The organism is Pseudomonas kilonensis (assembly GCF_001269885.1).
GTDB lineage: Bacteria > Pseudomonadota > Gammaproteobacteria > Pseudomonadales > Pseudomonadaceae > Aquipseudomonas > Aquipseudomonas kilonensis.
This window is the reverse complement of the sequence record NZ_LHVH01000017.1, coordinates 552430-572310: the sequence shown is the minus strand read 5'-3', so window position 1 is coordinate 572310 and position 19881 is coordinate 552430. Positions and strand designations below refer to the sequence as shown.

Sequence of the window (19881 nt, the reverse complement as noted above, 5' to 3'; positions counted from 1 at the left end):
AAAAGTCCCATCAATAACAATCAAGCTAGGCGGTTTCAGCCACTTAGCCAGCCACACGGTCATTTAAGGCATTGCTCGATTATTGTTTTTCTTCAAGCACCAGGATCAGGGCTTGCTCGGCCAGCTCATCAAGGCTCAGGCTGCCTTCGGCGCGAAACCAGGTGGTGGTCCAGGACAACGCTCCCGTGAGGAACCGCCGGGTAATGAACACATCACCGCGAATATACCCGGCCTCCTTGGCCTGGCCCAGGACCTCGAGCCACAAGTCTTCATAAATATCACGCAGGGCCAGCACGTGCCGCTGCCCTTCCTGCGATAGCGAACGCCATTCATAGACCAGCACCGCCATGGCCTCGCCGGTGCCGCCCATGATCGACTGCAATTCGCAGCGGATCAGCGCCAATACCCGCTCACGCACGCTGTCGGCCTCGGCCAGGGCGGCGCGCATCAATGCGGTGTTGTAGCGGATGGTTTCTTCCATCACCGCCCGCAGGATTTCGTCCTTGCTCTTGAAATGGTGAAAGATGCTGCCTGACTGGATGCCCACGGCACTGGCCAGGTCGCGCACCGTGGTGCGCTCGAAGCCTTTGTTGCGAAACAGGTGGGCGGCGGTCTGGAGCAGTTTGCCGCGAGCACTGTCCGGGTCGGTCAGTTGCCCGTTGTCGACCAGCTCCCGCATCACGCCCAGGGCTTTTTGCTCGTCCACCCATTCTCTCCTACAGTCGATCAACCCACGCGCGAGCATTGCACACCAAATCATCAGTGGCGCGGGCAATTTAAGCTGACCGAGGCAACCAAGCAAGCGCTCGGCCAGAAGAACCAGCGGCCGTTTACAAACCAAGCGCTTGCTTGGTAGTCTCGAGCCACCTTTGCCGGAGGGAGCGCCATGCCCAAAACGATCCGAATCGGTTGCGCCAGCGCCTTTTGGGGCGACACCTGTACTGCGGCGGCGCAACTGGTCGAGGGCGGGGCGCTGGATTACCTGGTATTCGACTACCTGGCCGAGGTGACGATGTCGATCATGGCGGGAGCGCGGCTGAAGGATTCTTCAAGCGGCTATGCCACGGACTTCATCGAGGTCCTCACACCGCTGCTACGGCGCTTGCATGACGATGGGGTGCGCGTGATCAGCAACGCCGGCGGGGTCAATCCCCAGGCTTGTGTGAAGGCCCTGCAAGCGGCCTGCGACCAGGCGGGTGTGCCGTTGAAGATCGCCGTGCTGCTGGGCGATGACCTGCAACCGCAATTCGAATGGCTCGCCGCCCAGGGCGTCCGTGAAATGTTCAGTGGCGAGCCCCTGCCGCCCGCGTGCGTGTCCATCAACGCCTACCTCGGCGCGCCCGGCATCGTCGAGGCGTTGCGCCTGGGGGCCGATGTCGTGATCACCGGCCGCGTGGTGGACAGCGCCGTGGTCAGCGCCGCCCTGGTGCATGAATTCGGCTGGGCCTGGGACGATTACGACCGATTGGCCCAGGCCGCATTGGCCGGGCACCTGATCGAGTGCGGCGCCCAGTGCACGGGCGGCAACTTCACCGACTGGCAGCAAGTCCCGGGTTATGAACACATCGGCTTTCCCATCGTTGAGGTCAGCGCCGACGGCCAGTTCACGGTTACCAAAACCGAAGGCAGCGGCGGATTGGTCACGCCATTGACCGTCGGCGAGCAGTTGCTCTACGAAATCGGCGACCCGCAAGGCTATCTGTTGCCGGACGTGATCTGTGATTTCAGCCAGGTCAGGTTGATCCAGCAAGGCAAACACGCCGTGCGCGTCCACGGCGCCAAGGGCTTGCCGCCCACCGATCAATACAAGGTCAGCGCCACCTGGCCGGACGGCTGGCGCTGCACCGCCACCTGCCTGATCGCCGGCATTGATGCGGTGGCCAAGGCTGAACGGGTCAGTCAGGCAATCGTCGCCAAGACCTCGCAGATGTTCATCCAGCGTGGCTGGCGGCCCTACAGCGAAGTGAACATCGAACTGCTGGGCAGCGAAGCCACTTACGGCCAGCACGGCCAGCGCCGGGACAGCCGTGAGGTGGTGATCAAGCTGGCGGTTCGGCACCCGGAGAAACAGCCGCTGGTGCTGTTTTCCAGGGAGATCGCCCAAGCCGCCACCGGCATGGCGCCGGGGCTGACGGGGCTGGTCGGTGGCCGGCCGACGGTGTCGCCGTTGATTCGTCTGTTCTCGTTCCTGATCGACAAAGCCACTTGCCGGCTCGACATCGAACTCGACGGCCAGCGTCACCCTTGCCCCCTGCCCACTTTCGCACCGCTGCACACCGTCGATCTGCCGGTCGCCCCGAATGTGCCCAAACCCCAGGGCCGGGCCGATGCCAGCGTACCGCTGGTCAAACTGGCGGTGGCGCGCTCCGGCGACAAGGGCAACCACAGCAACATTGGCGTGATCGCCCGTGAACCCGAATACCTGCCCTGGATCGCCGAAGCGCTGACGCCGGAGGTGATGGTCGACTGGATGAGCCACGTGCTCGACCCGCGGTTGGGCCGGATCGAACGTTGGTACCTGCCGGGCACCCACAGTTTGAATTTCCTGCTGGAAAATGCCCTCGGCGGCGGCGGTGTCGCCAGCCTGCGCATCGATCCCCAGGGCAAGGCGTTCGCCCAGCAGTTGCTGGAAATCCAGATTCCGGTGCCGCAACACATTGCCGACCGGGTCAACGCCTCCCCACACCGCCCTGATGCATGCCTGACCCGTAGGAGCTGACGAGTGCAACGAGGCTGCGATCTTGTCCCGGACAATTGAGTCGCGAGCGAAAGATAAAAATCAAGATCAAAAGATCGCAGCCTTCGGCAGCTCCTACAGGGGGGGCGATTTTGCGCTAATCCGTTTGAAAGGAGTTTGCATGCCAGTCATCGAATCGCACCTTGATCCCCACAGCGCTGACTTCACGCGCAACCACGCGGCGATGCTGGCCGGCGTCGAACATTTGCGCCAGCTCGAACAGGCCGTGCTGGAGAAAGCCGCCCAGGCCCAGGGCAAGTTCGACCAGCGCGGCCAACTGTTGCCGCGCCAGCGTTTGAACTTGCTGCTCGACCCCGGCGCGCCGTTCCTCGAGCTGGCGAGCCTGGCCGGCTACAAACGCCATGACGACAAGGACGGCAGCCAGGCCGGCGGCGGCCTGATCGCCGGGATCGGCTACGTGTCCGGGGTGCGGGCGTTGGTGGTGGCCAACAACAGCGCAATCAAGGGCGGCACGATTTCCCCCAGCGGCTTGTACAAGACTCTGCGCCTGCAACAGATCGCCATGGAAAACAAACTGCCGGTCATCACCCTCGCCGAAAGTGGCGGCGCCAATCTCAATTACGCCGCGCAGATTTTCGTCGAAGGCGCGCGCTGCTTCGCCAACCAGGCGCGCATGTCGGCCATGGGCCTGCCGCAGATCACCGTGGTGCATGGCTCGGCCACGGCCGGTGGCGCCTATCAGCCGGGTTTGTCGGATTACGTGGTGGTGGTGCGCGACAAAGCGCGGCTGTTCCTGGCCGGGCCGCCGTTGCTCAAGGCGGCGACCGGCGAAGTGGCCAGCGAGGAGGAACTGGGCGGTGCGCAGATGCATGCGCAGGTGGCGGGCACCGCCGAATACCTGGCCGAGAACGACGCCGACGGCGTGCGCCTGGCCCGGGAGATTCTCAGCCTGCTGCCCTGGAATGCACAACTGCCGCCGCAGCCCGAACGGAGCTGGACGGAGCCGCTCTACCCTGCCGAAGAATTATTGGGACTGATCCCCGACGACCCGAAGAAACCCTATGACGTGCAGGAAATCATCGCCCGCATCGCCGACGGCTCGAATTTCCTGGCCTTCAAAAGCGAGTTCGACGCCCAGACGATTTGCGGCCACCTGCACATTCGCGGACATGCCTGTGGCTTGATCGGCAACAACGGACCGATCACGCCCCAAGGCGCCAGCAAGGCCGCGCAGTTCATCCAGTTGTGCGACCAGAGCCGTACGCCGCTGCTGTTTTTGCACAACACCACCGGGTTCATGGTCGGCACCGAGTCGGAGCGACAAGGGGTGATCAAACACGGCGCCAAGATGATTCAGGCGGTGGCCAATGCCCGAGTGCCCAAGCTGACCGTCGTGGTGGGCGGCTCCTACGGCGCCGGCAATTACGCCATGTGCGGCCGTGGGCTGGACCCACGCTTCATCTTCGCCTGGCCCAACAGCCATACGGCGGTGATGGGCGGTGCCCAGGCCGGCAAGGTCCTGCGCATGGTCACCGAGGCCACGCAGATCAAAAACGGCCTGACCCCCGACCCGAAGATGCTGGACCTGCTCGAGCAAACCACCGCGCAGCAGCTCGACAGCCAGTCCACCGCCCTCTACGGCAGCGCCAGCCTGTGGGACGACGGGCTTATCGACCCGCGCGACACCCGCACGCTGCTGGGCTTGCTGCTGGACATCTGTCACCAGGCCGAGCAGCGGCCACTGCAAGCCAACAGCTTCGGCGTGGCCCGTTTCTGAGGACGCTCCACGGCTCACAGGAGAACACTAAACATGATCTTCACCCAGGAACACGAAGCGCTGCGGCGCACCGTTCGCCAGTTTGTCGACCACGACATCAACCCTTACGTCGACGAATGGGAGAACGCCGGGCGTTTTCCCATCCACGAGGTTTTCCGCAAGGCCGGCGAGCTGGGCCTGCTGGGCATTTCCAAACCAGCTGCCTTCGGCGGCATGGGCCTGGACTACAGCTATTCGATCGTCGCGGCCGAGGAATTTGGCACCATTCATTGCGGCGGCGTGCCCATGTCCATCGGCGTCCAGACCGACATGTGCACCCCGGCCCTGGCCCGTTTCGGCTCCGATGAGTTGCGTGAAGCGTTCCTGCGCCCGGCCATACGCGGCGAACAGGTGGGCTGCATCGGCGTCTCGGAGGTCGGCGCCGGCTCCGACGTCGCCGGGCTCAAGACCACGGCGCGCAAGGACGGCGACGACTACGTCATCAACGGCAGCAAGATGTGGATCACCAATGCACCCAGCGCCGATTTCATTTGCCTGCTGGCCAACACCTCGGACGACAAGCCCCACGTCAACAAATCGCTGATCATGGTGCCGATGCACAGCCCCGGCATCAGCCTCGGCCAGCACCTGGACAAACTCGGCATGCGCAGCTCGGAAACCGCCCAGGTGTTTTTCGACGACGTGCGAGTGCCACAACGCAATCGCATCGGCCAGGAGGGCGCCGGGTTCATGATGCAGATGCTGCAGTTCCAGGAAGAACGCCTGTTCGGCGCGGCCAACATGCTCAAGGGCCTGGAGCATTGCATCGACAGCACCATCGCGTACTGCAAGGAACGCAAGACTTTCGGCGCGGCCCTGATCGACAACCAGGTGATCCACTTTCGCCTGGCGGAACTGGCCAGCGAGATCGAATGCCTGCGGGCGCTGGTCTACCAGGCCACCGAGCAGTACATCAACGGCCAGGACGTCACGCGGCTGGCGTCGATGGCCAAGCTCAAGGCCGGACGCCTGGCCCGGGAAACCACCGACAGTTGCCTGCAGTACTGGGGCGGCATGGGCTTCATGTGGGACAACCCGGTCGCCCGGGCCTATCGCGACGTGCGGCTGGTGTCCATCGGTGCCGGTGCGGACGAGATCATGCTGGGCATCATCTGCAAGCTCATGGGGATTTTGCCGGGGAAGCACAACTGAGTACATCGCCTGCCAGACCGCCATCGCGAGCAAGCTTTGCTCCCACAGGTGAATGCACTCACTGGGCATTGTGGGAGCAAAGCTTGCTCGCGATGAGGCCCAAACAGACACCACAAAAACCCAGGAATGAACCCCATGCCCGCCTTCAGCAAAATCCTCATCGCCAACCGCGGCGAAATCGCCTGCCGGATCCAGCGCACCGCCCAGGCCCTGGGCTATCGCACGGTGGCGGTGTTCAGCGAGGCCGACGCCGAGGCGCTGCACGTGCGCATGGCCGATGAAGCGGTGTTGATCGGCCCAGCCGCGGTGCAGCAGTCCTACCTCAACCCCTCGGCCATGCTCGATGCAGCCCGGCGCTGCGGGGCCGATGCGATCCATCCCGGCTACGGCTTTCTTTCGGAAAATGCCGGGTTCGCCAAGGCCTGCGAAGCGGCCGGCATCGTGTTCATCGGCCCCAGCCCCGAAGCCCTCGACCTGATGGGCAGCAAGCGCCGGGCAAAAATCGCCATGATTGAAGCCGGCGTTCCCTGCATCGCCGGTTACCAGGGCGCCGCCCAGGACGACGACACGCTGCAGCGCGAAGCCGGGCGCATTGGCTACCCATTGATGATCAAGGCCAGCGCCGGTGGCGGCGGTCGAGGCATGCGCCTGGTCCAGCGCGCCGAAGACCTGCTGGAGCAGTTACGCAGTGCGCGCTCGGAGGCCCTGCACGGTTTTGGCAACGACGAGTTGATCCTCGAACAGGCCTTGATCGATCCGCGGCATGTGGAAGTGCAGATTTTCGGCGACCACCATGGCCAGCTGATCCATTTGGGCGAACGGGACTGCTCGATCCAGCGGCGCCACCAGAAAGTCATCGAGGAAGCGCCCTGCCCGGTCATGACCACTGACCTGCGCCAGGCCATGGGCGACGCAGCACTCAAGGCCGGACGCGCAGTGAATTATGTCGGTGCCGGGACCGTGGAGTTCCTGCTCGCTGCGGACGGTCGGTTTTACTTCCTGGAGATGAACACGCGCCTGCAGGTCGAACACCCGGTCACCGAGTTGATCACCGGCCTGGATCTGGTGGCCTGGCAATTGGACGTCGCCGCCGGCAGGCCGCTGCCCCTGCGCCAGGAGCAGGTGACGCTCAGCGGCCATGCCATGCAAGTGCGGCTGTACGCCGAGGACCCGGCGGCGGATTTCCTGCCCCAGACCGGGCGGCTGATCGGTTGGGAGCCGCCTATACAGGACGGCGTGCGAATCGACCATGGCCTGCTGGAGGGCCAAGCCATCACCCCGTTCTACGATTCGATGCTGGGCAAGCTCATCGTCCACGGCGCCACCCGTGAGGAGGCCCGGCGCAAGTTGTTGCGAGCGGTGGAAGATTGCATATTGCTTGGCGTCCAGAGCAACCAGCGCTTGCTCGCCGGGTTGCTGGCACATCCGCGGTTCATCGACGGCGCCTTTGGCACCGGTTTCATCGGGCAGCACTTAGCCAATCATGCGGCGCTCTTGCCCCTTGAGCCCTCTGCCGAACAACTCGCCATTGCCACGGCGGCGTTCTATCAGGCCTCGCAAGCACGGCATGCCCCGGGCATGGGCGGATGGCGCAACAGCCTCGGCGCGGCGCTGCATTATCGAATCGGCGTCGGGGAGCACGACTGGACGCTGAGCCTGGAGGCCGAAACCGACGGCACACTCAACATCCGCAGCGCCGGGCGCTTGATCGAACTGAGGCTGCTCGACGCTGACCCCCATGGCGCAACACTGGTGATCGATGGGATTCTCCGGCGGCATGCGTGGCGCCTCGATGGCAACGATCTCTGGCTGTTCACCCGACCCGGCGGCCTGCACCTGCAGGACCGAACCCATGCCCCCATCGCCGCCAAGGCCAGTGCCAACGACGGCACGCTCAAGGCGCCCATGGACGGTGCCATTGTCGAGCTGCTGGTCCGCGAAGGCAGCCCAGTGCGCCAAGGCCAGCTGCTGATGGTGCTTGAGGCCATGAAAATGGAGCACCCACTCAAGGCGGGCATTGACGGCGTGGTCAGGCAATTGCAGGTCACACGGGGTGACCAAGTGCAAAACCGGCAAGTTTTGTTGCGTGTCGAAACAGGCGACTAGTCGGATGCCGCGGGTTTGACTACGCTCAAACCCATCAGCACGCCGATACCGGGAACCCTGCAATGCCTCACTGGCTGGTGATTGATCTGGAGGCCACCACCGATGAAGGTGGCTGGCCGGTAACCGAAATGGAAATTATCGAAATCGGCGCCACGCTGGTGAATCGTGACGGTCGCGAGGTGGATCATTTCCAGCGCTTCGTGCGGCCCCTGAGGCGGCCGCTGCTCACGCCCTTCTGTCGCGAACTGACCCACATCACCCAGGCCAATATCGACGGTGCCGCGCCCTTGAGCGAGGTCTGGCCGGCGTTCGAGCGCTGGCTGGCGCCGTATCAGTCGAAGCTGGAAAGCTGGGTCAGTTGGGGCGATTACGACCGCAAGCAACTGCTTCAGGAATGGCAGCACCAGCAGTTGCACAGTGTCCTCGGCCAGGTGCCGCACATGAACCTCAAACAACGCTTCGCCAAGGCCCGTCGACTGGAGCGACCGCTGGGGCTCAATGGCGCGCTGCAACTGGCTGGCCTGCAATTCTGCGGTCAACAGCACCGTGCGCTGGAAGACGCGCGCAACACCGCGCGGTTGTTGCCCCTGGTGCTTCCGGGTTGAACGCCTGCCACCTGCCGGTGCGGCAGATGACGAATGTTGCAGCCTTGTGCATACTGGCCGGCCTTTTCCAGCCCCTTTTTCGAGGAATCGCCCATGTTTAAAGTCAACGAGTACTTCGACGGCACCGTCAAGTCGATCGCTTTTGGCACTGCCGAAGGCCCTGCGACCATCGGCGTCATGGCACCGGGCGAATATGAGTTCGGCACGGCCCAACGGGAAATCATGCACGTGGTCTCCGGCGCCCTGACCGTGAAACTGCCTGACAGCACCGACTGGGAAACCTTCGAGGCCGGCAGCCAGTTCAATGTCCCGGCCAACAGCAAGTTCCAGCTCAAAGTGGCCGTCGATACCGCTTACCTGTGTGAGTACCGCGGCTGATTCTGTGGCATAGATACGCCGCTCATCTGTGGCGAGGGGATTTATCCCCGCTGGGCTGCGCAGCAGCCCCAAAAAGGCTGAACACAATCAGCCTGATACACAGAGGGCGGCAGGTCTGGGGCTGCTTCGCAGCCCAGCGGGGATAAATCCCCTCGCCACACATTTTTATTCACGGATCTTTTTATTCGAGCACTTCAACCGGCATGCCGACTTCAAGCCGACCGTTGCTGTCGTTGACCAGGTTCTGGCCAAACATCGCACCGTCCGGTGTCGAACGGTATTGCTGCAAGGTGGCAAAGGGTTCGCGATTCGGATCGCGTTCGCCGGTTTGCGGATCGACCGTGGTCATGATGCAGCGCGAGCATGGCTTGACCAGCCGGAACTCCACCTCACCGATACGAATGCGCTTCCAACCGTCCTCGGCAAACGCCTCGCTGCCCTCGATCACCAGGTTGGGACGAAAGCGCAGCATTTCCAACGAACGACCAACCCGGCTCGACAGGTCCTGCAAGGACGCCTGGCCAATCAGCAGCAGGGGGAAACCATCGGCAAAGGCGACTTTGTCGTCGTCCTTGCCATAACCGGCTGCCGTGGTGCGCGCCAGTTCCACCGGCACGTGCACCAGCCGCGTGGGGGTGCCGATGAATTCGCTGACCCAGGCCGCGGCCTCGTCACCGGCATCCGGCACGCGCAAGGTGTCACGCCAGATGATCACTGCGCGCCGCTGCTCTTCCTGGGTTGGCGGCAGCGGCACGTCGATGGCGCCATGGCCCGGCGCGCTGAGCGTCAGGCCGCCCGCTTCGTTCCACAAGGCTGAGAGCTGGCTCATCTTCGCCACGGCGCGCTGGGTCAGGAAACGACCCGTGCCCTCATCCACCAGCATCCAGCGCCGATCACCGTCCAATCCCAGCTTGTCCAGCCCAATCCCTTGCAGGGGCTGGCCCTGGCCGGACTTCAACGGATACCGATACAGCGCGCTCAGCCGCAACATGGTCAACTTCCCTGGTGGCGAAAAAATGCCACCTTATACGAGCCGGCCATCGAAGCAAACCATCCTCGGCTTCAGTCGAGCATCAGCCGCTGACGCACCACGTCGACCAGCTTGTCCGGCTGGAATTTGGAGAGGAAGTTGTCGCACCCGACCTTCTTGACCATCGAATCGTTGAAGCTGCCGGACAACGAGGTGTGCAGTACGACATAGAGCCCACGCAAACGCGGATCGTTGCGGATTTCGGTGGTCAGGCGGTAGCCGTCCATTTCCGGCATTTCCGCGTCGGTGAAGATCATCAGCAATTTATCGGTCATCACCTCGCCGGTATCGGCCCAGGCCTTGAGCATGTTCAGGGCTTTGAGGCCGTCGCTGGCGATGTGCATTTTCACGCCCAGTTGCCCGAGGGTATCGCGCAGTTGCGAGAGCGCGACGTTGGAGTCGTCCACCAGCAGCACTTCGCGGCCTCGGGCGCGCTCCAGCACCGGGTCTTCGAGTTTGTCCCGGGAGACCTTGGCGTTGTACGGCACGATTTCGGCCAGGACTTTTTCCACGTCGATGATTTCCACCAACTGATCGTCCACCTTGCTGATGGCCGTCAGGTAGTGCTCACGGCCGGCGCTGGTCGGCGGTGGCAGGATGGCTTCCCAGTTCATGTTGACGATGCGGTCGACACCGCCCACCAAAAATGCCTGAACCGAGCGATTGTATTCGGTCACGATAATGGTGCTGTTAGGACCTGGCACCAGCGGACGCATGCCAATGGCCTGGGACAGGTCGATCACCGGCAACGTCTGGCCCCGCAGATTGACCACGCCGCACACGAACGGATGGCGCTGCGGCATCAAGGTCAGCTTCGGCAGTTGCAGGACTTCCTGGACCTTGAACACGTTAATGGCGAACAACTGCCGCCCCGCCAGGCGGAACATGAGAATTTCCAGGCGATTCTCACCCACCAGTTGGGTTCGTTGATCTACTGTGTCGAGAATGCCGGCCATCGATGACTCCTGGGCTTGTTCGGATGAATCCAATAAAACAGATATCGGCTGCACCAACCGAATCTTGACCCCGGATAAAATACAAGTGAGGGGGCATTGATGTCACATTAACATCATGCTTTACTGGCTTCGCAACTTCATCTGCGATTTCCCTCGCCGCGCGACCCAGGTTTGCGCGCAAAGTTCCGCTGCCTAAGGGATTCCCCTAGGCACAATCAGGTCCAACCTGATATTCCCGTTATCCAATAGCCATTAATGTGACGCCATTCTCATTGCTGAACGGAGTCAGGCTTTTGTGCGCGACCATTGGACATCGGACCTCCAGTCTTTCGGCCGATCCCACCCGTGCAATTGTTTGCGAATTCACTTTCGCTGAACGGCAGGGGCGTGTCGCCGTGCGTCCGTCCGCAATCGACCTTGAGATCCAGCCGTTCGCCATAAGCGGTTTTCTTTCGCCTGACATGATGTTGTGGAGATAAGCATGCCGAACGATCGTAGGAACTGGAGTCAGCGTCTTCCCGAACTTCTGATCGAAGCCGAGACGCTGTTGGCCAAGTCGGAGGAATGCCTGAGCCATCTGCAATTGATCAACAACGACAAGGACGCCATCGATTGCATGCTCAGCACCTTGCTGAAACTCTCGAACAAGGCCAATGCCCTGGCGCTGGAAGCCGTTTCGGAGTTTTCACTGCATATCCATGGTTTGCTCAATCACGCGCAAAACCACATGGAGTTGCATGACCAGGCCTTGGACGCCCTGAAGGATTGCTTGACCCTGATGGCCTGGCAACTGGAACTGGTCGATCACACCACAGGCCAGTTGAGCCTGGACAGCAGTGAACAGATCTCGTTGATCGAGGCATTTGCTTTCCAGGTAGGCCAGTGTCCTGGCCAGGCATTGGCAGCGCCACGTCCGCTGGCGTTGATACCCTACTCCCAGAAACAAGCCTGATGCGATGATATCGGCTCAATGCGGCGCGCCCGGCCCATGGTGCTTTCGCCGCGCCATGCCGAGCGCGACCAACGATAAGCGAAGTGGTACCATCTCGCGCGTCAGCCACTTCAAGACAGCGCCGTAAAAGCCGCCAACCGAAGCCGCCCTCGACCTGAAACGTTTACCCGACCGGCCTGTCAGATGCGCTGACCGGCCTGCCCGCAGCGAACATTCATTGGCTCCATCCGCTATGTACGCCAGCCTCAAGTCATTCATCACCTGGCCTCCCTCCCGAGAAAACGCCCGTCGCTTCACATTATTGTTGTGCGTCTGCTCGACCCTCGGCAGCCTGCTGGCCTACCTGTTCGCCCATACGGTGCCGTTGAGCCTGTTGGCACTGAATGTCGCAGCCATGACCTGTGTCTGGATCCACCATCGATTGTCGCGCAAATCCATCAAGTTCCAGCCCCAGGAACTGGCCGACCGATTACTTGAAGTGCAGGAAAACGAGCGCCATCGTCTGAGCCGCGAATTGCACGACGACATTGGCCAGCTGCTGACCGCGGCGAAACTGCAAGGCGAATGGCTCAAGCGACGGATGCCGGAAGAATTGCAAGGCCAATGCGCGCTGCTCTGCGAGATCCTGGACGAAACCCTCAACAAGGTCCGCGATGTATCGGCGATCCTCAACCCCAGGGAACTGACCAGCCTCGGACTTGAAGCCAGCCTGCGGGCACACCTGCTCAAGACGCTGGCCAACGTCCCGGTGAAATGGAGCCTCGATTGCCAACAGCGCATGGCAGGCATCCCCGAGGAAATGTCGGTCGCGGTGTTCCGGATCACCCAGGAAGCGGTCACCAACATCTTGCGTCATGCGCGGGCGACGAATCTGCTGGTACGCCTGCAACGCCTGCCCGACGGCCTGACCCTGGAGATCAGCGACGATGGCCTGGGGTTTGTCCCGGCCACCCACCCCGCGCGCGAAGGTCAACGGGGCATGGCCGGCATGTTGGAGCGGGTCGAACAATTGGGCGGCACCCTCAAGGTCATCAGCGAGGCCGGCAAAGGCACGCACATCGAAGCACGCTTTCCCTGGGCACCGCGTGCCCTGGAACGAGCCAGTAAGAATAAGGTTCTCCTTTGATTTGTAATTTGCTTCTGGTAGATGACCATTCCCTGATCAGGGCCGGCGTACGCGCGCTGGTCATGGATATCCCCGGTTATGCCGTCATCGGCGAGGCCAGTGATGGCACGCAATTGGTGGAATTGGTCGAACGGCTGAACCCCGATATCGTACTGCTGGACATCTCCATGAAGCACACCAGCGGCCTGGACGCCCTGCTACAGCTCAAGCGAGTGCGCCCCCACAGCAAGGTGCTGATCCTGTCCATGCATACGGATCCGGCGCTGATCATGCAGGCGCTGGAATCCGGAGCCCATGGCTATCTGCTCAAGGACACCACTGCCAATGAGCTGAAACACGCCCTGGAGGCGTTGCGCAACAATGAACGCTACCTGAGCCCGGCCATCGCCCACACCGTGATCAACCAGGCGCTGACTCGCGTCCAGAAGCACCAGCCGCCCCCCGCCCAGGCCCATAACCTGACAGCACGCCAACTGGAAATACTGCGATTGATCGTACGCGGCAAGTCCACCCGGGAAATTGCCAACGGCCTGAACCTGAGCATCAAGACCGTCGAAACCCACCGGGCGCAAGTCATGAAGCGCCTGCAGATCCATGACGTGGCCGGCCTGGTGCTGTTCGCGGTGCGCGAAAAAATCATCAGCCTGGACGATTGAGCGCAGCCGCACCGCCCAACAGCGGCGAATCGGACGGCAGATGCACGCGCAGTGCCTTCGGGCGGACAGTGAAACGCAGGGCGTCGACCTGCAACGGCTCGCCATCGAGATTGATATCCAGGCCTTGGGCGACCTTGATCTCCACCCATGGCAAGCGCGCGCGAACAAACATGTTGTCGATGCCCAGGCCGCCCGCCAGCAAGTCCTTCAACGTACTGACCACTTCCTGAGGCGCCGGCAGGATGCTGATGTCCAGCAACCCATCATCGGCCAACGCCTGCGGGCACAGCACATGGCCTCCCCCCGCCTGTCGACCATTGCCGATACCCAGCGCGAGCAAATCGCCCTGCCAGTGGAAATCGGGGCCTTGCAACTCACCATAGGCGGCACTCAGCTCACTGAATCGCGACAGGCCGGTGAACAGGTAGGCCGCGCCCCCCAGGACTTTCTTGAGGTCCTCGGAGGTGTTCGCCGTCACCTGGCTGCCAAAACCGCCAGTGGCCATGTTCAGGAAAATCCGGCCGCAGACTTCGCCCACATCCACCGCCCGTGGCGCAACGTCAAGCAAATCCAGGGCCTGCGCCGGCTCCAACGGAACGCCGGCGGCCCGGGCGAAATCGTTGGCAGTGCCCAGCGGCAGCAGTACCAGGCTGGCATCGCTCGCTTTGAGGACGATCGCTTCGGCGATGTCACGCAAGGTCCCATCACCGCCGCCGGCGATCAGTCGCGTATAACCGGCCTCCAACGCCTCGTCGACGCATCGTTGGGCATCACCGGCTTCCCAGGTCAACCGTACCGCCAGGTCCCAGCCCTGCTCGCGCTTGAGCATCACCGCCGTGCGAACCTCTTCGTTGAGCGCTTGCTTGCCATGCAAAATCAACAGCGCCTTGCCTTTGCTCATCGTTGTCTCCGTCATTGGAAGGTTCAGGAAATGTGACCGCTCATTCGACCGAAATAGCCTCGATGAAGCTCAATTCATTAAAAAAGGCAGGAAGGTTTGCCCCGGGAGAAAAACCGTTGGGCAGCTCGCACGACCGATACGCCTTGATTCGAAGAGTTTTCTTACAAGATCTGGCGAATCGGCTCAATTGACCCTCTAGCGGTATTGAGAGACCTTGGCCTTCTGTTCTGCTGGAACGCTAAAACCCTCATCACACAAGGAAGCACTTACCCATGGATGGATACGTCACGGCCCGTCGGGGCCGGATCAGTCGTTTGAACAGTTATGGCCAAGGGGATGAACCGTCCCATGCATAACCGTGAATACAAACTGTTGCCCCGGCAGCGCCCGTCCTTCGGGAACGGGCGGGCCGATACTCGGAACGAATGCAAAAGTTGCAGTAATCCCGCTGGAGGAATTGATTTGGAACCGCGCGTCGTTGAACTGGAAACCCACCTCAAATACATCCGCAAAGACATGGATGAAATTCGCACCGACGTAAAGGTGATCCGCCACCGGCTGGCCTACTCGGCTGGCGCTGCAGCGGTGGTGCTCGGCCTGCTGGGCTGGATTGCGAACAATCGATTCGATCAGTTGGTGATGCTGCTCACACGATGAAGGGTGAGACGCATGCAGGCCCGAGTATCCGACTCGGGCCGCAGAACACCTGCCACAGGGCTAGCCAAGGACTTCACTCAAGGGAATGAAGCCCACTTCATCGCCCTCCACCAGCGTCCGTCCCTCGATCACTTCGACCAGCCCTTCGGCCCAGGCCGCGCTGCGCAGGACACCCGAGCTCTGATTTCGGTAGATGATCGCTCGACCATTCTCCATGCGGCCGCGCAAGTACTCTCGTCGACCGCCCGCCTTCGGCCAGGCGAAACCGGCCGGCACCTTGAACTTGAGCGGCGCCACCGACTGAACGCCCTGGCGTCTCAGCAGGTAAGGCCTTGCCAGCAATGCGAAAGTCACGAGGGTGGAGGCCGGGTTTCCAGGCAGGCCTATGACCGGCACGCCGCGGTAATGCCCGAACGTCAGCGGCTTACCCGGCTTGATGGCGAGTTTCCAAAGCGCCAGCTCACCGTCCTCGCGCAAGGCGATGCCCAGGAAGTCCGCCTCCCCCACCGATACCCCGCCGGTGGACAGGATCAGATCGACATCTGACAACTGTGCCAGGCGCTCGCGGGTGGCCGATAAATCATCGGGCAGGATACCCGCGTCAACCACCTCACACCCCATGCGTTGCAGCCAGCCACACAGCAGCACGCGGTTGCTGTTATAGATCTGGCCTGGGCCCAGCGCCTGACCGGGTTCAACCAGCTCATCCCCCGTGGACAGGACTGCGACGCGGACCTTGCGCACCACTTCCAGCGATGCACAGCCCAAGGAGGCCGCCAGCCCCAGCTCGATCGGCCCCAGGCGAGTGCCAGCAGAGAGAACCTGCTCCCCGACGGTGGTCTCCTGTCCCTGGGGGCGAATGTTCTGCCCGCTGACCATACGCTCGGTAAAGCGCACCCGCTGGTCGTCTTCAACCACGGCATTTTCCTGCATCTCGACGCAATCGGCGCCAGCAGGGACTGGCGCCCCGGTGAAGATCCGCGCGCACGTGCCAACGGCCAGCGGCTCCGGGGCCTGCCCGGCAAAAATCCGCTGGCTGACCCTCAACGGCTCGCCATTCCAGTCAGCCAGCCGCAAGGCATAGCCGTCCATGGCGCTGTTGGGCCATGGCGGCAAATCAAGGGTCGACACCAGATCCTCGGCGAGCACTCGCCCTAGCGCCGCGGCCAACGGCAAATGCTCGCGCTGGACAATCGGCGTGGCCGCCGCCATCTCGAGCAGTCGCTCCAACGCGACCTCAACGGCCATCAAGGCCCCGGCCTTGCCCGGTTTACCCACGGGATTCACAAGGCGCTGCCTGTTTCAAATGAGCCACGAAGTTGCACGGCCGATGCCGCACATCCAGTTGTTCAGCCAGGATGCCATCCCATCCGGTACGCACCGCATTGGTCGAACCCGGCAGGCAGCACACCAGCGTGCCATTGGCCAGGCCAGCCAGCGCCCGGGACTGCACGGTGGAAGTACCGATGTCGGCCACGGATATCTGTCGGAACAACTCACCAAAACCATCGACCTGTTTGTCCAGCAGGCACGTGACGGCTTCCGGCGTACTGTCACGCCCCGTGAAGCCGGTGCCGCCAGTGATCAACACCACCTGCACCACGTCCTCGGCAATCCAGGTCGCGACTTGCGCGCGGATCTTGTACAAATCATCTTTGAGCAGGACCCGCTCCGCCAGGTTGTGCCCGGCCGCCGTGAGCCGATCGACGAAGACCTGCCCGGACGTATCGGTTTCCAGGGTACGGGTATCACTGACAGTCAGCACCGCGATATTGAGCGGCACGAAAGGTACATCAGCCTTGGCTTTCATAGGCTCGTCCAGTTGTGGAGGAAACAGCCCGGTGTTATATCACAGCGCTTCATTTTTTCGCCCGTGCGGAGACACGCCATGACCTCGAACACGTCACTGCCACCCTGCTCCATCCTGCTCCTGGCGGGCGGGCGCGGACAACGCATGGGCGGCCAGGACAAAGGCCTGGTGCCGTGGCAGGGCGAACCGCTGATTGCCCATCTGCATCGCCAGACCCGCGCCATGAGCGATGATCTGATCATCTCCTGCAACCGTAATGCGCAACGTTATGCACCGTATGCCGATCAGTTGGTGCATGACGAGGAAGGCGACTTTCCCGGGCCACTGGCGGGCATCCGGGCAGGCCTCAAGGCTGCGAAGCATCCGTATTTGCTGGTGCTGCCGTGTGATGTGCCGCAAATCGACGCCAACCTGCTCGACGACATGCGCAGGACGGCCAGCCAGCACCCCGACCAACCGTTGATGGTGCGCCACGGCGAGCATTGGGAGCCGTTGCTGTGCGTCATCCCGTTGACTCTGGCAGCACGCTTCGAACAGGCCTGGAGCGAAGGCGAACGCAGCCCCGGTCGCATCATGCGCGCGCTGCACGCCGTTGCCTTGCAATGCCCTGCCGACGATCCGCGGCTGGCAAATCTGAACACACCGGAGTTACTGGCCCGACACAAAGGCGTGTCAGATTGACACTAGCCAGGAACTTGCGCGCGATGTATACGTCTGAAGGTCAGTAACTTGAAGAATCCATTTCGGAGAAACACCATGACACAACGGACCCTCGCCACGTTCATGCTCGCTCTGGGCCTCGCCACCCTTGCCGGGTGCGCTTCGCCAACAGTGATCACCTTGAATGACGGTCGCGAAATCCAGACCGTCGATGCCCCACGTTACAATGAAGAAAGCGGCTTCTACGAATTCGAGCAACTGGATGGCAAGCAGACTCGTGTGAACAAGGATCAGGTTCGTACCGTTAAGGATTTGTAATCTGTAACGCTGCTGCCCGATGTCGCTAAAAAACGGCGCTTCCTGAAGAGGGAGGCGCCGTTTTTTTTGGGGCTTGGTTTTGGGTGTATATCCGTTTTTTTGGTAACGGCGGCTTAGGGTTCCGCTCTTACAGCGGCTCACTTTTGAGAAGCGCAAAAGTAAGCAAAACGCTTCTGCCCCACCACTCGGCACCTCGCTTAGGCTCGGTGCGCCCTCACTCCGGCATTGCTCCGTGGGCCCGTGTTTCTCCTGTGGGAGCGGGCTTGCTCGCGAAAGCGGTGGATCAGTTTGTGATGATGTTGGATGTGCCTATGTCATCGCGAGCAAGCTCGCTCCCACAGGTGTTTGTGTCGTGTGCTGATGCTGTGAATACCCGCAGCCCCATGTGGGAGCGAGCCTGCTCGCGATAGCGGTGGCCCAGCCACACAGATGCTGGACATACCCCGCTCTTGCTTTGCTTTGGATTTTGATCTGGACGCCCCGTTAAACCACGCTGGCCGAACGCAGGCATTGTGGAGTGGGTATCCCGGCATGGATGCCGGGATAGCCGCGCTGGGCCATGGATGGCCCTTCGCGGCGGCCCACGGAGCAATGCCGGAGTGAGGGCACACCGAGCCTAGGCGAGGTGCCGAGTGGTGGGGCAAGCCTTTTTTGCTTACTTTTTTTGGCGTTTGAAAAAAAGTGAGTCGCCGTAAGGGCGAAACCCTAAGTAGCCGTTACCGAAGAAACGGATATACACACCATTCCCCTGAACAAAAAACTACCACTGCAACGAAATACCACTCTCGAACCCCCGCTCCTGACCAGTAACCGGATCAACAAAACGCAACCCTTGAGCCAGCAGCTTCAAAGGATTCGAGTAATCATCCTCAACATCCCGAAGCACATCAGGGTAAAACGGATCATTGCAGATCCCCGCCCCAAGGGCATTCATGTGAACCCGCAACTGATGCTTCTTACCCGTAACCGGATACAAGCCATAGCGCCACAATTCGCCGTTCCTTTCCAGCACTTCGATGGCCGTTTCGGTATTGGGCTCGCCCGGCCCTTCCTGCATCCGAAAGAATGGCTCACCATCGATCATCCGGCTTTTGTGCACCATGGGAAAGGCCAACCCAGGCAATGCCCGGGCAATGGCCTGGTAGCGTTTTTCAATCTGCCGCGTCGGAAATAACGACTGATACGCCGAGCGGGTGTTCGGGTTGGCCGAAAACAACACCAGCCCGGCCGTATGCCGATCGATGCGGTGCAAGGGCACCAGATGAGGGTTGTCCAACCGACGGATCAGCCGCCGCAACAAGGTTTGCTCGACATATTCGCCCGCCGGAGTGACAGGCAGAAAATGCGGTTTGTCTGCCACCACCAGGTGTTCGTCGGCGTACAGGATCGACTCCACCACCGGGATCGGCTTCTCATCGGGCACTTCACGAAAATAGTGGATGCGCAGGCCTTCGCGGTACGGCAAGTCGACCTGGATAGCCTTGCCCTCCCCGTCCAATACCCGGCCCCGAGCGATCCGGTCCAGCCACTGCTCGCGACTGATGGCGCTGAAATGCTCGCACAGGCACTCCAGCACCGTCTGCCAGGAACCGGGTGGCAGATACAACGTACTGGCCTGATGATGAGCGGCGGAAAACGATGAACCGGACATTGAAAACTCTTAGGCATTTTTGCAGGGTGGCATTATCCGACAGTCGCACCAGCCAGCCCAGCAATGATTGCCCTACGCCGTGACTGAAGTCGGTTTTGCCGCCGCTTCGGTGAACTCTTTCAACCAGCGCAGCACTTCCACCGCCTCCCAGCGACCTGGATCGTACAGCGCGTACAACAGGCCCTGGTAACCCACCACATCCAACTGTTTGTGATAGCCGGCACGCTGGAACAACGCTTCGATCTCGGCGAAACAGGTGTTGAAATGCAGTTTATTGAAGGGGGTCTTGCCTTCGGTAACCAAGCCATCCAGGCGCAGTTCCAGGACTGCCTCGCGCACAACGTCCGCGGACATCCTGTTCACGCTGCTTTTCAGTTGTTCGACATTGACCAAGGGGACGCACTCCAGA

At 61.6% G+C, this 19881-nt stretch carries 20 protein-coding genes; 12 read left to right on the top strand and 8 right to left on the bottom strand.

Annotated elements, in window-relative coordinates:
- Positions 1-79 precede the first annotated feature (79 nt).
- The gene (locus AD662_RS09180; RefSeq protein WP_046063788.1) at positions 80-706 is read right to left on the bottom strand and encodes a TetR/AcrR family transcriptional regulator; all 627 of its coding nucleotides are present in this window, start codon (positions 704-706) and stop codon (positions 80-82) included.
- A gap of 180 nt (positions 707-886) precedes the next feature.
- Between AD662_RS09180 and AD662_RS09175 the strand changes: the two genes are divergently transcribed.
- From AD662_RS09175 to ppnP, 6 genes are all read left to right on the top strand, one after another.
- Complete coding sequence (locus tag AD662_RS09175; protein WP_053186739.1) at positions 887-2719, top strand: acyclic terpene utilization AtuA family protein; 1833 nt, start codon at positions 887-889, stop codon at positions 2717-2719.
- 139 nt (positions 2720-2858) lie between these two features.
- On the top strand, positions 2859-4475 hold the full coding sequence (gene atuC / locus AD662_RS09170; protein WP_053186736.1) for a geranyl-CoA carboxylase subunit beta: 1617 nt from the start codon (positions 2859-2861) through the stop codon (positions 4473-4475).
- Between the two features lie 33 nt (positions 4476-4508).
- Positions 4509-5666: a citronellyl-CoA dehydrogenase gene (atuD, locus tag AD662_RS09165; protein WP_053186733.1), complete on the top strand. Its 1158-nt coding sequence runs from the start codon at positions 4509-4511 to the stop codon at positions 5664-5666.
- Between the two features lie 135 nt (positions 5667-5801).
- Positions 5802-7772, top strand: coding sequence for an acetyl/propionyl/methylcrotonyl-CoA carboxylase subunit alpha (locus tag AD662_RS09160; protein WP_053186731.1), 1971 nt, complete (start codon positions 5802-5804; stop codon positions 7770-7772).
- Between the two features lie 62 nt (positions 7773-7834).
- Entirely contained in the window at positions 7835-8377 is a 543-nt protein-coding gene (locus AD662_RS09155; protein ID WP_053181541.1) for a 3'-5' exonuclease, read from the top strand.
- A gap of 93 nt (positions 8378-8470) precedes the next feature.
- Positions 8471-8755 carry a pyrimidine/purine nucleoside phosphorylase gene (gene ppnP / locus AD662_RS09150; protein ID WP_014337306.1) on the top strand — a complete coding sequence of 95 codons (285 nt, stop codon included), beginning with the start codon at positions 8471-8473 and terminating at the stop codon, positions 8753-8755.
- Between the two features lie 181 nt (positions 8756-8936).
- On the opposite strand, the gene AD662_RS09145 is transcribed toward ppnP, so the two are convergent.
- Together AD662_RS09145 and AD662_RS09140 are read right to left on the bottom strand one after the other, a co-directional pair.
- Complete coding sequence (locus AD662_RS09145) at positions 8937-9746, bottom strand: MOSC domain-containing protein (protein ID WP_053186728.1); 810 nt, start codon at positions 9744-9746, stop codon at positions 8937-8939.
- Between the two features lie 71 nt (positions 9747-9817).
- The gene (locus AD662_RS09140) at positions 9818-10741 is read right to left on the bottom strand and encodes a chemotaxis protein CheV (RefSeq protein ID WP_003183670.1); all 924 of its coding nucleotides are present in this window, start codon (positions 10739-10741) and stop codon (positions 9818-9820) included.
- A gap of 481 nt (positions 10742-11222) precedes the next feature.
- Here AD662_RS09140 and AD662_RS09135 point away from each other — a divergent pair, with 481 nt between their 5' ends.
- From AD662_RS09135 to AD662_RS09125, 3 genes are all read left to right on the top strand, one after another.
- Positions 11223-11693, top strand: coding sequence for a hypothetical protein (locus tag AD662_RS09135; protein WP_018603181.1), 471 nt, complete (start codon positions 11223-11225; stop codon positions 11691-11693).
- A gap of 232 nt (positions 11694-11925) precedes the next feature.
- Complete coding sequence (locus AD662_RS09130; RefSeq protein ID WP_018603179.1) at positions 11926-12819, top strand: sensor histidine kinase; 894 nt, start codon at positions 11926-11928, stop codon at positions 12817-12819.
- Positions 12816-13475, top strand: coding sequence for a response regulator (locus AD662_RS09125; RefSeq protein WP_018603177.1), 660 nt, complete (start codon positions 12816-12818; stop codon positions 13473-13475). Before AD662_RS09130 ends, AD662_RS09125 begins: the two co-directional genes overlap by 4 nt.
- Here AD662_RS09125 and yegS read toward each other — a convergent pair.
- Positions 13459-14376: a lipid kinase YegS gene (yegS, locus tag AD662_RS09120; protein ID WP_053181548.1), complete on the bottom strand. Its 918-nt coding sequence runs from the start codon at positions 14374-14376 to the stop codon at positions 13459-13461. The genes AD662_RS09125 and yegS overlap by 17 nt on opposite strands.
- A gap of 348 nt (positions 14377-14724) precedes the next feature.
- Between yegS and AD662_RS29755 the strand changes: the two genes are divergently transcribed.
- Entirely contained in the window at positions 14725-15033 is a 309-nt protein-coding gene (locus AD662_RS29755; RefSeq protein WP_233903679.1) for a hypothetical protein, read from the top strand.
- 60 nt (positions 15034-15093) lie between these two features.
- Here AD662_RS29755 and AD662_RS09110 read toward each other — a convergent pair whose 3' ends face one another.
- Positions 15094-16281, bottom strand: coding sequence for a molybdopterin molybdotransferase MoeA (locus AD662_RS09110; RefSeq protein ID WP_162493995.1), 1188 nt, complete (start codon positions 16279-16281; stop codon positions 15094-15096).
- 22 nt (positions 16282-16303) lie between these two features.
- Positions 16304-16843 carry a molybdenum cofactor biosynthesis protein B gene (gene moaB, locus AD662_RS09105; protein ID WP_003183685.1) on the bottom strand — a complete coding sequence of 180 codons (540 nt, stop codon included), beginning with the start codon at positions 16841-16843 and terminating at the stop codon, positions 16304-16306.
- A gap of 78 nt (positions 16844-16921) precedes the next feature.
- On the opposite strand from moaB, the gene mobA reads away from it, so the two are divergent.
- Together mobA and AD662_RS09095 are read left to right on the top strand one after the other, a co-directional pair.
- Positions 16922-17524, top strand: coding sequence for a molybdenum cofactor guanylyltransferase MobA (gene mobA / locus AD662_RS09100; RefSeq protein WP_053186722.1), 603 nt, complete (start codon positions 16922-16924; stop codon positions 17522-17524).
- A 75-nt stretch (positions 17525-17599) separates the two neighbouring features.
- Positions 17600-17821: a YgdI/YgdR family lipoprotein gene (locus AD662_RS09095; RefSeq protein WP_018603169.1), complete on the top strand. Its 222-nt coding sequence runs from the start codon at positions 17600-17602 to the stop codon at positions 17819-17821.
- Between the two features lie 760 nt (positions 17822-18581).
- Here AD662_RS09095 and AD662_RS09090 read toward each other — a convergent pair.
- Entirely contained in the window at positions 18582-19472 is an 891-nt protein-coding gene (locus tag AD662_RS09090; protein ID WP_053186719.1) for a pseudouridine synthase, read from the bottom strand.
- 72 nt (positions 19473-19544) lie between these two features.
- Positions 19545-19865, bottom strand: a complete 321-nt coding sequence (locus tag AD662_RS09085; RefSeq protein WP_014337296.1) for a hypothetical protein — start codon at positions 19863-19865, stop codon at positions 19545-19547.
- Positions 19866-19881: the final 16 nt, after the last annotated feature.

What these genes read in the sequence shown, in the direction of transcription:
- AD662_RS09130 (WP_018603179.1), top strand. Translation starts at nt 11,926, where the DNA reads ATGTACGCCAGCCTCAAGTCATTCATCACCTGGCCTCCCTCCCGAGAA.
- moaB (WP_003183685.1), bottom strand. Translation starts at nt 16,843, where the DNA reads ATGAAAGCCAAGGCTGATGTACCTTTCGTGCCGCTCAATATCGCGGTG.
- AD662_RS09175 (WP_053186739.1), top strand. Translation starts at nt 887, where the DNA reads ATGCCCAAAACGATCCGAATCGGTTGCGCCAGCGCCTTTTGGGGCGAC.
- AD662_RS09110 (WP_162493995.1), bottom strand. Translation starts at nt 16,281, where the DNA reads ATGGCCGTTGAGGTCGCGTTGGAGCGACTGCTCGAGATGGCGGCGGCC.
- atuC (WP_053186736.1), top strand. Translation starts at nt 2,859, where the DNA reads ATGCCAGTCATCGAATCGCACCTTGATCCCCACAGCGCTGACTTCACG.
- AD662_RS09160 (WP_053186731.1), top strand. Translation starts at nt 5,802, where the DNA reads ATGCCCGCCTTCAGCAAAATCCTCATCGCCAACCGCGGCGAAATCGCC.
- atuD (WP_053186733.1), top strand. Translation starts at nt 4,509, where the DNA reads ATGATCTTCACCCAGGAACACGAAGCGCTGCGGCGCACCGTTCGCCAG.
- AD662_RS09140 (WP_003183670.1), bottom strand. Translation starts at nt 10,741, where the DNA reads ATGGCCGGCATTCTCGACACAGTAGATCAACGAACCCAACTGGTGGGT.
- AD662_RS29755 (WP_233903679.1), top strand. Translation starts at nt 14,725, where the DNA reads ATGCATAACCGTGAATACAAACTGTTGCCCCGGCAGCGCCCGTCCTTC.
- AD662_RS09145 (WP_053186728.1), bottom strand. Translation starts at nt 9,746, where the DNA reads ATGTTGCGGCTGAGCGCGCTGTATCGGTATCCGTTGAAGTCCGGCCAG.
- yegS (WP_053181548.1), bottom strand. Translation starts at nt 14,376, where the DNA reads ATGAGCAAAGGCAAGGCGCTGTTGATTTTGCATGGCAAGCAAGCGCTC.
- AD662_RS09090 (WP_053186719.1), bottom strand. Translation starts at nt 19,472, where the DNA reads ATGTCCGGTTCATCGTTTTCCGCCGCTCATCATCAGGCCAGTACGTTG.
- mobA (WP_053186722.1), top strand. Translation starts at nt 16,922, where the DNA reads ATGACCTCGAACACGTCACTGCCACCCTGCTCCATCCTGCTCCTGGCG.
- AD662_RS09135 (WP_018603181.1), top strand. Translation starts at nt 11,223, where the DNA reads ATGCCGAACGATCGTAGGAACTGGAGTCAGCGTCTTCCCGAACTTCTG.
- AD662_RS09095 (WP_018603169.1), top strand. Translation starts at nt 17,600, where the DNA reads ATGACACAACGGACCCTCGCCACGTTCATGCTCGCTCTGGGCCTCGCC.
- ppnP (WP_014337306.1), top strand. Translation starts at nt 8,471, where the DNA reads ATGTTTAAAGTCAACGAGTACTTCGACGGCACCGTCAAGTCGATCGCT.
- AD662_RS09155 (WP_053181541.1), top strand. Translation starts at nt 7,835, where the DNA reads ATGCCTCACTGGCTGGTGATTGATCTGGAGGCCACCACCGATGAAGGT.